The sequence below is a fragment of the Microbacterium hibisci genome (genome assembly GCF_015278255.1).
Classification (GTDB): Bacteria; Actinomycetota; Actinomycetes; order Actinomycetales; family Microbacteriaceae; genus Microbacterium; species Microbacterium hibisci.
In genome coordinates this window covers 106,579-121,000 of sequence record NZ_JADIJC010000002.1, presented here as the reverse complement: position 1 = coordinate 121,000, position 14,422 = coordinate 106,579, and the positions used below count along the sequence as shown (strand labels likewise).

At 69.2% G+C, this 14,422-nt stretch carries 10 protein-coding genes and 2 tRNA genes; 2 read left to right on the top strand and 10 right to left on the bottom strand.

The features are described 5' to 3' along the window. Positions 1-127: 127 nt before the first annotated feature. The 5 genes from IM770_RS04675 to IM770_RS04655 form a co-directional block, all read right to left on the bottom strand. Positions 128-1,108 carry a hypothetical protein gene (locus IM770_RS04675; RefSeq protein WP_203579978.1) on the bottom strand — a complete coding sequence of 327 codons (981 nt, stop codon included), beginning with the start codon at positions 1,106-1,108 and terminating at the stop codon, positions 128-130. Between the two features lie 644 nt (positions 1,109-1,752). Next, a tRNA-Ser gene (locus IM770_RS04670) sits at positions 1,753-1,841 on the bottom strand. A 215-nt stretch (positions 1,842-2,056) separates the two neighbouring features. Beyond that, a complete protein-coding gene (locus IM770_RS04665) occupies positions 2,057-3,352 on the bottom strand; it encodes a GGDEF domain-containing protein (RefSeq protein ID WP_203579977.1) in 1,296 nt (431 codons plus the stop codon). Between the two features lie 171 nt (positions 3,353-3,523). Beyond that, positions 3,524-4,795, bottom strand: a complete 1,272-nt coding sequence (locus IM770_RS04660; protein WP_239065792.1) for an LCP family protein — start codon at positions 4,793-4,795, stop codon at positions 3,524-3,526. A 35-nt stretch (positions 4,796-4,830) separates the two neighbouring features. Then, complete coding sequence (locus tag IM770_RS04655; RefSeq protein WP_203579975.1) at positions 4,831-6,123, bottom strand: LCP family protein; 1,293 nt, start codon at positions 6,121-6,123, stop codon at positions 4,831-4,833. A gap of 248 nt (positions 6,124-6,371) precedes the next feature. On the opposite strand from IM770_RS04655, the gene IM770_RS18140 reads away from it, so the two are divergent. Further along, entirely contained in the window at positions 6,372-8,369 is a 1,998-nt protein-coding gene (locus IM770_RS18140) for a DUF4012 domain-containing protein (RefSeq protein WP_203579974.1), read from the top strand. 16 nt (positions 8,370-8,385) lie between these two features. Here IM770_RS18140 and IM770_RS04645 read toward each other — a convergent pair. The 3 genes from IM770_RS04645 to serS all read right to left on the bottom strand — a co-directional run bounded on the left by IM770_RS04645 (position 8,386) and on the right by serS (position 10,850). Continuing rightward, a tRNA-Ser gene (locus IM770_RS04645) sits at positions 8,386-8,470 on the bottom strand. 134 nt (positions 8,471-8,604) lie between these two features. Next, positions 8,605-9,570, bottom strand: coding sequence for an HAD hydrolase family protein (locus IM770_RS04640; protein ID WP_203579973.1), 966 nt, complete (start codon positions 9,568-9,570; stop codon positions 8,605-8,607). After that, the gene (gene serS / locus IM770_RS04635) at positions 9,567-10,850 is read right to left on the bottom strand and encodes a serine--tRNA ligase (protein WP_203579972.1); all 1,284 of its coding nucleotides are present in this window, start codon (positions 10,848-10,850) and stop codon (positions 9,567-9,569) included. The genes IM770_RS04640 and serS overlap by 4 nt, the downstream gene beginning before the upstream one ends. 96 nt (positions 10,851-10,946) lie before the next feature. Between serS and IM770_RS04630 the strand changes: the two genes are divergently transcribed. Then, a complete protein-coding gene (locus IM770_RS04630; protein ID WP_203579971.1) occupies positions 10,947-12,419 on the top strand; it encodes a diacylglycerol kinase family protein in 1,473 nt (490 codons plus the stop codon). 42 nt (positions 12,420-12,461) lie between these two features. Here IM770_RS04630 and IM770_RS17835 read toward each other — a convergent pair whose 3' ends face one another. Together IM770_RS17835 and IM770_RS17830 are read right to left on the bottom strand one after the other, a co-directional pair. Then, positions 12,462-13,391, bottom strand: coding sequence for a carbohydrate ABC transporter permease (locus IM770_RS17835; protein WP_307785377.1), 930 nt, complete (start codon positions 13,389-13,391; stop codon positions 12,462-12,464). After that, on the bottom strand, positions 13,388-14,374 hold the full coding sequence (locus IM770_RS17830) for a carbohydrate ABC transporter permease (RefSeq protein WP_239065791.1): 987 nt from the start codon (positions 14,372-14,374) through the stop codon (positions 13,388-13,390). Before IM770_RS17830 ends, IM770_RS17835 begins: the two co-directional genes overlap by 4 nt. Positions 14,375-14,422 lie beyond the last annotated feature (48 nt).

Genomic DNA, 14,422 nt, shown 5'->3' with positions numbered 1-14,422 from the left:
GATGCACGTGTCATCGTCACGCAGGTGGCATTCACCGCCTAGTCACACGCGGTTGCCGGTTCTCGGGCGCTCGCAAGGCGGTGCGCGAGCGTACACGAGCGGTGCTCTTGTTCGGCGTGGCTGATTCTCAGGGGAGGCGTTGTGAATCCGTACCGCGCGCGTCCCCCTCAGCCGTTTCGAGAGAACCAGGCTGACCGGGGCAGCTGCCGATCTGGATCGGACCAAGGCTGAATAGGCAGTGCTCCTGGTATTTGATCTCCGACACGGCGTTGTCGTTCAAGATGGACGCGCGGCCGGGTGAAGGTCGCAGATACTCCCAGCCCCAGCGGCCCTCAGCGTCCGCCTGAGTCGTGCACCCGGCGCCGCAGGTATCGACCTGAGCCCGGACATCGTCGATGAAGTCGAGCAGTGATTCGCAGGTCGACTGAGCCGAGGACGTTAGCGTCGTGCCTACGCACACGCTGTTGTACATCGCGATGTGCATGTTTAGGCAGCCGTTGTAATCTTCATCGTCACCGCAGAGGACACCGCCACTCTGGGTGAGGTTCATCGCACTCCCATAACCGTCCTGTGTCGTCGCCGGGGAGGCCTGCTGCAGCACAACCTCATACGAGTAGGCGTTGTTCAGACCGGCAACCGCCAGCGCTCCGAGAAGGCTCGAAAGTACGGAGAACATGATCACCACGGTGAGTGTGGCGACGTAAACAGGAGCGGCTTCCCGAGGTCGCTTCGGGTCGATCCTGTTAGCGGCTGGACGGTTGTCGTCGTCCGCGACGATCGGGAGCGGTGCGATATGGCGGTATGCCTGCGCGGCTCGGCGCTGTAGGCCGACATCTATGCAAAGAATGACGAAGGAAAGCAATCCAACCCCGGCTGGGATCCACGAGTAACCCTCGTGGAGCGTGGCATTGGCGCCCACTCCGGCAGTCGCAGTCATCACTGCCAACACCCACCAGAAGATCCGCCATCCTCGGCTCAACGGATAGGTGACAGCCTTGCCGCACTCGGGGCACGCGAACAACCACATGCCTGCGAACGCGGACCTCCCTGTCCCCACAAACACGTGGCTGCAACGTCGGCAAACCACGCGACCTTCTGCGTCGCTCAAGTCAACTCCCCAGTCGTGCACATCCGAAGCGCTTGGCCGGCGTGCCAGATCATTGTTTCAGAAGCGTCAGCCCCGCCCGCAGTCGCGATAGGTCATCGCGCGGATGGCGGTCGTCGAGCCCCGTTGCTGCCCGCAGGCCTAGCCTGCGGTCGACTGTTGGAAGCTGCACCCCCGAGGCATCGGGGCATTTGAATGGCAGCCTGCGACGCCCGATTGTCCCACTCCCAGAGATGCGCCTAGGGCGCGCGCTAATCGGGCGGACCCGACACACCCACCACGGCTTCTACGAGGCGACCGGCAACACGATCCCCCAGTCAGTGAGAATGCCAACGCCGAACTCACCCGACGAGACCGGAGCCCGAGCCCGCACCGTGGAGACGCAAATCCAATACCCCTCCGTCTCCACTCGTGGGCAGACCGTGGGCGAAGCAACGAAAGCCACTATCCGCGAGCAGATTGCTCATCATGTGGCTTGGATAGCGCGCAGGTCTTTCAATGGGTCCACCCATGACGCCGATCTACCCTTGGATCGGGACATCTCCGCGCTCAGCGTGCCCACAGCTGAGGCAGATCGACGCAGATCCACAAGGAACGAAACGGCCCGAGGACGCCTCAGAACGACGTCGGAATCGGGGGAAAAGTTGCGGAGACGGAGGGATTTGAACCCTCGGTCCCCTTGCGAGGACTCCACCTTAGCAGGGTGGTGCACTAGGCCTGACTATGCGACGTCTCCAGGCATCCGGCCGCGAAGGCGCGGATGCACCCAGCAATCATAACCGAGACCGGAGCCGCTTCTTACACCCGCGCGGTCACACCTGCGGCCGAGCGCTCGGCGCCACCCGAGCCCTCGCTGAACCGCACCGGCACCCGAGCCCCGCGCCACCCGAGCCCTGCGGAACCACACCCGCACCGGGCATCCGGTGCGTAACCCAAGGATCCGACCCAGCGTCAGTCGGCGATCGCCACCTGGTGCCCGCCGCGGCTCTTGGCCACGTACATGGCCTGGTCGGCGCGACGGATGAGGTGGTCGACGCTGAAGATGCCCCGCCCGGCGCCGGCGCTGGCGACGCCGATGCTCGCTCCGATCGGAAGGGCCTCCGTGAGGAACCCGTAGCCCCCTTCGACCGCTCGCAGCAGCCGCTCGGCGATCTCGCCGGCGCCGTCGGCATCGGTGTCGCAGACGACGACGAACTCGTCGCCGCCGTAGCGGGCGACGACGTCGCTGTCGCGGACGCTGCCCTGCAGGCGGCGGGCGACCTCGCGCAGCACCTCGTCGCCGAGCTCGTGGCCGAGTCGGTCGTTCACAGCCTTGAAGCCGTCGAGGTCGATGAAGATCACCGAGGCGTGCGACACGTCGGCGAGGGCCGCGAGGTCGTCGAGGGCCCGTCGATTCGGGAGGTTCGTGGTTTCGTCGTGCATCGCGGCGTGCTCCAGGCGCCGCTGAAGCCGCACCGCGTCGAGCTTCTGCGCCGCCTGGCCCGCGAGGGCCTCGGCGAGCGGCGTCGCTTCGTCGTCGAACGCGCGCGGGTGCCGGAAGAAGCAGGCGAACATGCCGAGCGCGACGCCGTCCAGCCGCAGCGGAGCGGCGATCAGGGCGTCGACCCCCGCCTGCCGCATCGCGGCGGCGAGCTCGGGCGACAATGCCTCGGCCTCGGCGTCTCCGCTCACCTTGACGACGTGATCCGGCTCGCGGGCCCGGCCCGTCACTGCGATCTCGGGAAAGATCCCGTGCAGCGGATTCGTCCCGGCGGTCCGGTGCAGCAGCCCGTCGTCTCCGAAGAGGACGACGAGCGACTCCTCCGCCTGATAGGCCTGCGCGGCCGTGGCGGCGAGGATCGCGCTCAGCCGCTCCTCGTCGGTCGCCGCTGCGAACGCGATGGAGGCGTCCATGATGAGCTGCAGCCGGATCTGGGTGCGATCGGCGAGATTGTGCAGCCGGCGCAGGCGGTTGCCCGAGGCGTAGCGGTCCGAGGCATCCATCACCGTCAGCACAGCGCCGTCGCCGTCCGCCGCTCGCGCGACCAGCACCGCGCGCTCGGGGTCTCCGACGCGCGACATCATGGTCGAGACCGCACCCGTGCCTTCGAGGAAGTCCGGGACCTGGATCAGCACGTCGCAGAGCGTGCGGCCCACCGTCTCCTCGCCCGCCCACTGCCGGAACCACGCGTTGGTCTCGACGATGCGGTCGTCCGCGTCCACGCGAACGACTCCCACCGGAAGCGCGTCGATCTCCGGGCCGGTCATCGGCTTCCTCCCCCGCGTCGGGCGCGCGGTCTGCGTCCGAAAACGTATCGCAATGGAGCGCTCACGCGACAGGATCATACGCAAGACGCACAAGGGCGCTCGGCCCCGACAGGGCGGCGCTGTGGATGGCGCACAGGTCTCGCGCGCGAAGCGCGGCGGACGCCGCGCCCGCTACCCCTCCGGGCGCGTGCAGGTGGTCTGGGCCGCCGTCTGCCCCGCGATGTCGGACGGCAGCTCGACCCGTGTCTCGGGAGCGGCGGCGCTGTCCGTCGGCGCGGGGGTCTGAGCCGCCGCCGTCTGCTCGGGCGCCGGCGCCTCCTCGGTGGCGGGCGTCGCTTCGGGCTTGGTGGCCTCGCCGGTGACCTCGACGCCCAGCCCCTGGCTGGCCTCACCGGTCAGGGCCAGCGGCTGGTTCGCCTTGAGAGCGTCGAACAGCACGGTCGCGGCATCCTTCACCGGCATGACCCGGGTACCGGCGTACTCGGTCGGGTACTGGACGAAGACGATGTCCTCGTAGGGCACGTCCTTCACTGCCATGGCGATCTGGACCATGAGCGTGGGGTTGGTGAGCCCCGAGCTGAGCACGAGCTGTCCCTGCTGCACCTGGCTGATGGCGGTCGTGGCGAGATTCAGCAGCGTGGCCGGGTTCGCGAGCACCGCGTCGGACTGCAGCTTGCGGACCATCGACGACATGAACTGCTGCTGGTTCGAGATGCGGCCGAGGTCCGAGCCGTCGCCGATGCCGTGGCGGATCCGCAGGAACTGCAGCGCCTGGACCCCCTCCAGCGTGTGCGTGCCCGCCGTCAGCTGCAGGCCGGTGTGCGAGTCGCTGATGTCACCGGCGACACAGACGTCCACACCGCCGATCGCGTCGGACATGTTGATGACGCCGGTCCACCGGATCGCGGCTGCGAAGTCGATCTGATCCTCGATGAGCGACTCGACGGTGAGCACGGTGCACGCCAGCCCGCCGTACTCGTACGACGCGTTGAGCATCTGCGACGACATGGCGGAGTAGTCGCCGCTGCCGTCCTCCTTCGGGCAGGACGGGATCGGCACGAGCATGTCGCGCGGGAACGAGACCACCGTCACCCGGCGCGGCTCGTCCGAGATGTGGACGAGCATGGTGACGTCGTTGCGCTCTCCTTCGGTGGTGCGCGCCTGACACGCACCCGAGAGCTTCGCGTTCTCGCCTTCGCAGGAGTCGGTTCCCACCATCAGGACGTTCACGCCGCCCTCGATCGCGCCGAGCGACGGCGGCAGCGGCTTGTCCTGGTCGAGCACGACGGCGTTCGCGGCGACCGCCTGCGTGGCATCCCAGACGTTGAACGCGGCGATGCCCGCGGCGCTCACGCCGAAGACGGCGAGCAGGACTCCGAACAACGCGAAGACGGTGGTGAACGGATGCCGCGACCGCAGCACGCCGTGACGCGCAAGGGGCATCGTGCCCTCTGCCGAGGGCCTCTTCTTCGTCGACATCAGCCGCGGCCCCGCAGGTTTCCGTTGGAGCAGGTGGTCTGCGAGGCGTTGGAACCGGTGATCTCGGAAGGGAGCGCGACGGGGGCCTCGGGTTCCGGCGCGGGCGTCGTCGCAGTGGGATCGGCCGCGGGCGCGCTCGCCTCCGGCGCCGGCTGCTCGGCGGGTCGGGAGTCCGAGAGGACGACGCCGTCGTTGGCGGCCACGTCGCCGGTCAGCTGGAGCGGCTCGTTCGCGGCGAGGGCCGCCCACAGCTCTGCTGCCGCCGCCTCGTTCGGAACGACCTTGTTCGAGTCGCTCGGGTCGGCGAGCGTCGGGAACTGCACGAAGACGATCTCGTCGAGCGGCACGTCCTTGACGGCGAGCGCCAGCTGAGCGAGCCGCACCGGGTTCGTCAGCGACTGGCTCGGGGTGATGTTGTCGACCGCGGTCGTGGCCAGCTTGTACAGCGTGCCGACGTTCGACAGCACCTCTTCGCTCATCACCTTGCGCACGAGGCTGGACATGTACACGCTCTGATTCGAGACGCGGCCGAGGTCGGAGCCGTCGCCGACGCCGTAGCGGGTGCGGAGGAACTGCAGCGCCTCGATTCCCGCGATCTCGCGCGTTCCGGCCGGCCAGTCGATGCCGGTGTTGGGATCGCGGATGCCGGCGGCCAGGCAGACCTCGACGCCGCCGACCGCCTCGGTGAGCTCGATGACCCCACCCCAGGTGATCTTCGCCGCGTACTGGATGTTGAGTCCGCTGAGTTCCGACACGGCGCTCACGATGCACGACAGCCCGCCCTGCGAATACACCGCGTTGATGGATTCCTTGCTGATCGGCGACGTCATCGTGCCGTCCTCGCGCGTGCACGCGGGGATCGGGATCCGCAGGTCGCGCGGGAACGAGATCGCCGTCACGCGGCGCGGGTTGTCGGAGATGTGGACCAGCAGGTTGACGTCGTTGAGCTCCGCCTCGGCCTCGGGGCCGGTGCATCGATTGCCGAAGAAGTGCGCGTACTCCGGCTCGCAGGCGTCGGTGCCGGCGAGGAAGAAGTTCGCCTCGCCCTCGATGGCGCCCATCGTCGGCGGGGGCAGCTCTTCCTGGCCTTCCAGCTCGACGGCGCCGTCGGCGAGGCTCGTGCCGAGGTCGATCGCGGCGTACGCGGCCACCCCGGCCCCCGATGCGAGGACGACGGCGACCACCACGGCGACGATCTTCAGCAGGAACGCGACCGGGCCCGGAGACGACAGCTCACCGTGCCGGGCCACCGTACGGCGGCCCCGCCTCGGAGACTGGTGCGTCGGGCTCACGCGGTTCCTTTCCAGGCGTCGGGCCACGGCGGGAGGAAACGGTCATCGGGCGAACCTGCGGGGCTTCACCGCCGACAGGCGTTCCCGAGACGTTCCACTCTTGGCAAGGACGACGCCAGACCGATGTCGAAGTACCGATGTATCCTGGCACAACCCCCTGTGGGTGCGCTGTGGGCACGCCATGCCTGCGCGGACGGCCGACTCCGGCCGGTCATACTCTCGCCACATTCACCCGGTAGCATCCCGCCGTGACCGCCCCCGCGCCCTCGCCATCGCAGAACTCCGCCACGCAGAGTCCTGCTGCGCGGAAGCGCCGCGGGACGAGGCGACCCCTCGCCCGCCACGCCGCCCGCGAGACGCACGCCGAGCTCCGCCGTCGGCGCAGGTATCTCGTGGTCTGCCTGGTCGGCGGCCCCGTGGCTGTGGCGCTTCTCGTCGCGCTGTTCGCCGTCGGCGCGTTCGTGCAGCAGGTCCTGCAGGTGCGCGACGACCTGGAGGCCGCGAAGGATCAGCTGAAGGTCATCGCGGAGGCGGCGGTGTCGATGGACGTGCCCGAGCTCCAGCGAGCCAGCGAGGACGTCGTCACGAGGACGCAACGCGCTCACGTGACATCGAACGGCGTGCTGTGGGATCTGGCCGCAGAACTCCCCGAGGTCGGGAACAATGTGCTCGCGGTGCGCACCGTGGCGGAGGCCGTGAACACGATCACCTCGCAATCCCTTCCGCCTCTGGTCGACATGATGTCCGCCGCCGGCACGGAGGAGCGCACCGAGAACAGCCTGGGAATCGACCTGCGACCGTTCCTCGGCGCCGAGACCGTCCTCCCCACGGTCATCTCCTCCCTCGAGGATGCCTCGGCGATCGCGGCGAATCTGGATCGGACCGGCGTGTACCCCGCCGTGTACGAACCGCTCGACGGATTGGTGGGCCTGATCGAGGTGGCCGTTCCCACCCTGCACCTCGTCGAGGACCATCTCCCGGAGATCCTGCGCGCCGCAGGGTCCGAGGGCCCGATGCTCTACCAGCTCGTCATCCAGACGCCGGCCGAGATCCGCGCGGTGGGCGGCGGGCCCGCGCACTGGCTGGTACTGAAAGTCGAGAACGGCCAGGCGGAGCTGCTCGGTCAGGAGAACGGCGTCGAACTGATGTACAGCGAGCTGCCCGACCGGGGGTTCGACACAGTGAACGGGTCGCTCATCAGGCTGCCGTCCGAGACCCGTTCGCTCTATCCCTTCGAGCTGACGAACTGGTCGTCGAACTTCACGATGACGCCGCACTTCCCCCGCGCCGTCGAGCTCTTCCAGGCGACGCGGAAGTGGACCGGCAAGGCGGAGTTCGATGGGGTGATCTCCATCGACCCGGTCGTGCTGGCGCACCTGATCGAGGCCACAGGACCGCTGACGCTCGCCTCCGGCGAGGTCGTCGACGCGGAGAACACCGCCGCTCTGCTGATGAGCGAGCCCTATGAGCGGTTCGGAACCGACAACGCCGCGATGGACGCGTTCTTCAGCGAGGTCACGACGGTCATGTTCGACGCCCTCACCGGCGGCGATTGGGAGATCGCCGCCATGTGGGACCAGCTCGTGAGAAGCGCCGAAGAAGGCCGCGTCTTCGTGTGGTTCGAAGACGAGGGCCTGAACGCGCTCGCGCACGAGTACGGCCTGGACGGAGCCCTCCGCGAGGACAACACCGAGGCCACGCAGCTCGGCATCTACTTCAACGACTACACCGTCGGCAAGCTCAACTACTGGCTGGACTACTCGCAGCGTGCCAGCTGCAACGTGGAGCAGCGCACGATCACGGTCACGATGGACCTGCACAGCCGGATGAGCGAAGACATCAAGAGCGAGTACACCCTGGGCCTGCGCAACCAGTTCCGCGGGATCGATCCGCGGACCATGATGCTGGACGTGCTGTTCTTCGCGCCGCCGGGGGCGGAGATCCTGTGGACAGACCCCGAGCGTGGAGATTGGCAGGACTCCGCGAACTGGCAGGGCAACCGCTTCCGCGACCGTTCCGGTGTCGACCACGACAACACCGCACTCAGCCGGACGCTTCTCCTCGAGATGGGTGAGAGGCGGACGATCTCGTACGAGGTTCAGCTCCCCGAGGGAGATCTCGGCCCGCTCGAGCTGCGCCACTCGCCCGGACCCAACCACACCGAGGTCACCGTCGACGCGAACTGCGGCGCTCTCTTCGCGAGCCCCGAAGGCTCCCCCAACATCCGCCTGTCGAAGATCGGCTGACGCGGACAGCACACTGCGGAGGGTGTGGGATTCGAACCCACGGGACATTGCTGCCCACTGGTTTTCAAGACCAGGTCCATCGGCCGCTCGGACAACCCTCCCGACCGATCCCTCGTTGCCGAGGCATCCGTCGAACAGGCGTCGAGTCTAGCCGACCGCACCGCCGTCGCCATCCTTCGCAGACCGCTGGGCGATCCGGCGGGCGACGCGCGACCGCGTCGGCCGCCCGCTGCGCTCAGAGCGCGCGCAGCACCGCCGCGACGCCGCCCTCGTGCACCGAGGTGGTGGTCTCGCCCGCGGCATCCCGCACTTCCTGCGGTCCCTGAGCCATCGCGACCGCGCGGCCGCCGTGGTCGCGTGCCCATTCGAACATGCCGACGTCGTTGCGGCCGTCGCCGATCACCAGCACGTGTTCGGGCTCGATCCCGAGCTCCGTGCGCACGAGCTCGAGGCCGGTGCTCTTGTCGACCCCCTGGGGCGCGATGTCGAGCCACGCCGTCCAGCCCACCGCATACGAGACCTCGTGCAGGCCGATCTCGCGCACCAGCTCGAGGTAGTCGTGCTCGTCCTGTTCCGGGGAGACGACGACGACACGGCACACGCGCTCCGCACCGAGCTCCTCGAAGGGCACCCGGCGCGCGTTGACGAGATTCCAATCCTCGAGGTACTCCGTGTACAGCCGCTTCCCGTCCGGCAGCTCCACGAGGTACCGGGCCTCGGGAAGGTGCTCGCGCAGCAGCCTCAGCACCTCGCGCGGATCGAAGGTCTCGACGTGCCACCGGTCGTAGAGCAGCTCGTCGCCGTCGACGCGCCGGAGCACGACGGCGCCGTTCGAGCAGACGACGTACTCGGGGGCGAGCTCGAGCACGCGGAGGATTCCTCGCGTGCCCTCCCAGCTGCGTCCGGTCGCGATCATGACCTCGTGGCCCGCGTCCTGCGCGCGGGCGACCGCGTCGACCACGCCCGGGCTGAGCGACTCGTCCTCGAGCAGCACGGTGCCGTCGATGTCGAGCACGATGAGCATCCGGGCGACGGCCACGTCGGGGCGCTCCGTCTCGCGGGCGAGCTCGTCGACGAGCTCGGCAGCCTCCGCCGGCGCCTCCACCTCGATCTCGCCCGTCTCCGGCAGGGCTTCCTCGACGTGGGCGTCGGTCTCGAGGTCGTCGGTGGCGCGTCCGAGGTCCCCGGGCTCGGGGCTCACGCGACCGGCTCCATCACCTCGAGTCCGCCGAGGAAGGGCCGCAGCACCTCCGGCACCGTGACCGATCCGTCCTCGCGCTGGTGGGTCTCGAGCAGGGCCACGATCCAGCGCGTGGTCGCGAGCGTTCCGTTGAGCGTCGCCACCGGCTGCGTCTTCCCGGCGCCTTTCCCGTCGGGCGACGGCGTCCGGTAGCGGATGTCGAGCCGCCGCGCCTGGTAGGTCGTGCAGTTCGACGTCGAGGTGAGCTCGCGGTACGCGTTCTGCGTCGGCACCCATGCCTCCACGTCGTACTTGCGCGCCGCGCTCGAGCCGAGGTCGCCCGCGGCGACGTCGATGACGCGGTACGACAGGCCGAGGTCCTGCAGCATGCCCTCCTGCAGCGCGACGAGCCGCAGGTGCTCGGCCTCGGCCTCTTCGGGCGTGGTGTAGACGAACATCTCGAGCTTGTTGAACTGGTGCACGCGGATGATGCCGCGGGTGTCCTTGCCGTACGACCCGGCCTCGCTGCGGTAGCAGGTGGACCAGCCGGCGTAGCGCTTGGCTCCGCGCGACAGGTCGAGGATCTCGTCCATGTGGTAGCCGGCCAGCGGCACCTCGCTCGTGCCGACGAGATAGAGGTCGTCGTCTTCGAGGTGGTACACCTCCGCCGCGTGCTTGCCCAGGAACCCGGTGCCGCGCATGACCTCCGGCCGCACCAGAGTCGGCGGGATCATCGGCGTGAACCCGGCCTGCAGTGCCCGATCGAGGGCGAGATTCATGAGCGCGATCTCGAGCCGCGCCCCGATGCCGGTGAGGAAGTAGAAGCGGCTGCCCGAGACCTTGGTTCCGCGCTCCATGTCGATCGCGCCGAGGCGCTCGCCGAGCTCGAGGTGGTCGCGCGGCTCGAAGCCGAATGCGGGGATCTCGCCGTGCGTGCGGAGCGTGATGAAGTCGTCCTCGCCGCCGGCGGGCACGCCCTCGATCACGATGTTCTCGAGCGCTCCGAAGACCTCGGCGGATGCCTCTTCCGCGGCGGCGACCGCGTGCTGGGCCTGCTTCACGCGCTCGCTCAGCTCCTTGGCCTGCGCGACGAGAGCGGCCTTCTCCTCCTTCGGCGCCTGTGCGACCTTCTTGCCGTGCGCGTTCTGCGCGGCGCGGAGCTCTTCGAAGGCGGTGATCGCGGCCCTGCGCGCGCGGTCGGCCTCGATGGCGGCGTCGACGGTCTCGGGCGATTCACCCCGCGCCTCCTGCGAGCGCTTGACCAGCTCGGGATTGTCGCGAAGCAGCACGGGATCGATCACTCTGCAAGCTTAGTCGGCGCGTGCCGCAGCGCTCCGGCTGTCAAGCCCCGCGTCGGATGTGCCCGGCGAGCCCGTTCGCGCCCTAATCTGGTGCACATGGCGGCGGCATCCGGATCGGGCGAAGACGTTCCCACGGACGGCGTTCCCGCCGACGGTGCTCCCGAGGACGGTGCTGCCACGGGCGGCGCTCCCGTCGAAGACCTGCGCACGGGCGAGATCCCCACCGACATCGATCCTCATCCGGCCGACGCCATCTATGCCGACGGCCCCTCGACGGCCGAGCTCGACGCCTCCGACGTCACCGCGGAGGGGACGGATGCCGCACCCGCAGCTTCGTCCGACGGCGACAAGACGCCGGGCGGCGACAAGACGCCCGGCGGCGACAAGACGCCCGGCGGCGAGGGAGGCGACGGCACCCGCGGCGCGAATCCGGACGGCGCGCCCGACCCCGAGAAGGCCGCCGAGCCCGACGAGGTGATCCACGAGCCCGACGACGTGGAGTCCGACACCACCGACGACGACAGCGGCGAGGCGCGCCGGGTCGGCCCGGGCGGCGAGACCCGCCCGATGGAGTCCGACGGCGGGCGCCCCTCCCCCAAGGCCGCGCTGGTGTACAACCCCATCAAGGTGGACGCCGACGCGCTGCGCGACATCGTCACGCGGCTGGCAGCCGATGCCGGCTGGTCCGAGCCGCTCTTCTACGAGACGACCGTCGACGACCTGGGCGACGACGTGACCCGCCAGGCGCTCGACGAGGGCGTCGACGCCGTGCTCGTCGCCGGCGGCGACGGCACCGTCCGGGCTGTCTCCGAGGCCATGAGCGGCAGCGGCGTGCCGCTCTCGATCGTGCCGAGCGGCACGGGCAACCTGCTGGCGCGCAACCTGAAGCTCCCCCTCACCGAGCCCGAGGCGATGGTGAAGGCGGTGTTCGACGGCGACACGCTGTCGATGGACGTCGGCTGGACCGAGCTCGCCCGCCCCGACGGCACGACCGCCGAGCACGCGTTCGTCGTGATGGGCGGCATCGGCCTCGACGCGGCGATGATCGCGAACACCAACCCGCAGCTGAAGAAGACGGTCGGCTGGGTCGCCTACGTCGACGGCGCCGCTCGCGCGCTGCCGATGGCCAAGCCCTTCCGCGTCGTCTACGAGCTCCCCGGCCACCGCCTGCACTCCTCGCGCGTGCAGAGCGTGCTGTTCGCGAACTGCGGCAAGCTGCCGGCCGGCCTCGACCTCATCCCCGAGGCGTCCGTCGCCGACGGCGCGCTCGACATCGTGATCTTCCAGCCGAAGGGGCCCTTCGGCTGGCTCTTCGTGTGGCGTCGCGTCGCATGGGACAACAGCTTCCTGCGCCGCTTCCGCGCCGGCCGGCGGGTGCTGTCGCTGCGGACGAAGGACAACGCCGTGATCTACTCGCGCGGCGCCGGCATCGAGATCGCCACGCACGAGGCCCGCCCGGTGCAGCTCGACGGCGACGAGTTCGGCGAAGCCCTCTCGGTCAAGACCCGCGTCGAGCCGTCGGCACTGGTCGTCGTGGTGCCCAAGGGGCACGACACCGACGACCTGTGAGATGACGGATGCCGGGGGCCGCGGCATCCGTCATCACAGGCGTCAGCCCTTCACGGCGCCGCCCATGCCCGCGCCCTTGAGGAAGATGCGCTGGAACACCAGGAAGAGCGCGATCGGGATCACCGTCGAGATCGCCAGGGCGGCGAGGAACACGTCGAGCTCGATGTACTGCTGCAGCTGCGGCAGTCGCACCGACAGGGGCTGCAGGGCCGGATCCTTCAGCACGAGCATCGGCCAGAGGAAGTCCTTCCACGCCGCGATCACGGCGAACACCGAGACCACGCCGATGATCGGCCGCGACATCGGCAGCACGACCGACCAGAACAGGCGGTACGGGCCGGCGCCGTCCATGCGGGCGGCTTCGAACACCTCCCGCGGCAGCGAGTCGAAGAACCGCATCATCAGCAGCACGTTGAAGGCGCTCGCGCCGGCGGGGAGCCAGACCGCCCAGAACGTGTTGATGAGCGACTGGCCGAGGAGCGGCGGCTGCACGATGGTGAGGTACAGCGGCACCAGCAGCACGATGCTCGGCACGAAGAGCGTCGCCAGCACCGCGCCGACCACGACCTTGCCGTAGCGTGGCCGCAGCACCGACAGCGCGTAGCCCGCCGTCGTCGCGACGAGCACCTGCACGACCCACACGCCGACGGCGATGATCACGGTGTTGGCGAAGTACTTGTCGATCTCGACGCGGTTCCACGCCTCGCCGAGGTTCGCCCAGTCGATCCCGTTGGGCCACAGTGCCAGCGGCTGCCGGAGCGTGTCCTGCGTGGGGGTGACCGCGGACTTCGCGAGCCACAGGATCGGCCCGAGTCCCACGACGATGAGCGACAGCAGCAGCACGGCATGGGTGACGCGGGTCGTCACGCGCACGCGCCGGCGGCGCCAGTCGGAAGACGACAGGATGCCGCGATCGGCGTCGTCGGCACGGCCTCGGCGGCGGGTGACCGGCGGGGCTGCGGTGGTGGTCACGAGGTGCTCCAGCTCTTGGTGAGGCGGAAGTACACGGCGGAGAAGATCGCCAGCACGAGGGCGAGCATGAGACTCAGCGCCGTCGCCGCGCCATAATCGCCGCCGAGGCTGTTCTGGAACGCGTACTTGTAGATGAGCATCAGGATCGTCAAGGTCGAGTTCGCGGGGCCTCCGGCGGTGAGGAGGAACGGCTCGAGGAAGACCTGCGCGGTGCCGATGATCTGCAGGATGAACGTGACCAGCAGCACGCCGCGCAGCTGCGGCACCGTGACGTGCCACACCTTTCGCCACACGCCGGCACCGTCGACCTCGGCGGCGTCGTAGAGCTCGGGCGCGACGCCGATGAGCGCCGCCAGGTAGATGATCACCGTGCTGCCGGCGGCCGACCACGTCGCGAACAGCACGATGGAGGGCATCGCGGTCGCCGGGTCCTGCAGCCACGGCAGCGGCCCGAGGCCGAACCAGCCGATGATCGTGTTGAACACCCCGTTGGGCGATGCGTCGTAGAAGAACTTCCAGAGCAGCGCGCCGACGACCGGCGGCACGATCACCGGCAGGTAGGCCAGGGCGCTGTACAGCCCCCTCCCTCGGCGGACCTCGCTCATCAGCACCGCCACGACGAGAGGGATGGGGTACCCCAGGATCAGCGCGAGCACCGCGAACCACAGCGTGTTGAGCACCGCGGTGCCCAGCAGCGGATCGCTCAGCACGGTGGCGAAGTTGTCGAGCCCGACCCATTCCGCGGGCGCGATGAGGTTGGTGTGCTGGAACGCCATGACCGCGGCATCCACGATCGGCTTCCAGGAGAACAGCACGAAGCTCACCAGCAGCGGGATGAGGAAGACGAGGGTGTGCGGGCCGTCGCCGCGCACCCAGCCGCGCAGCCCGCGGCGACGGCGCGGGGCGGCGGACACGGCCCGGTCGATGGTGTCGGCGGTCTCGGCCGCGGGCGGCGGCGCCGTCGTCGGCGTCAGTTGCGTCATCGGTGGTCCTGTTCCACGCGTGGCTCTCCGGGGCGGCGGCGACGCCGC

Bases quoted from the DNA above. Each gene is read 5' to 3' on its own strand.
- IM770_RS04665 (WP_203579977.1), bottom strand. From the start codon at position 3,352: ATGACCGGCCCGGAGATCGACGCGCTTCCGGTGGGAGTCGTTCGCGTG.
- IM770_RS04660 (WP_239065792.1), bottom strand. From the start codon at position 4,795: ATGCCCCTTGCGCGTCACGGCGTGCTGCGGTCGCGGCATCCGTTCACC.
- IM770_RS04630 (WP_203579971.1), top strand. From the start codon at position 10,947: ATGGCGGCGGCATCCGGATCGGGCGAAGACGTTCCCACGGACGGCGTT.
- IM770_RS17830 (WP_239065791.1), bottom strand. From the start codon at position 14,374: ATGACGCAACTGACGCCGACGACGGCGCCGCCGCCCGCGGCCGAGACC.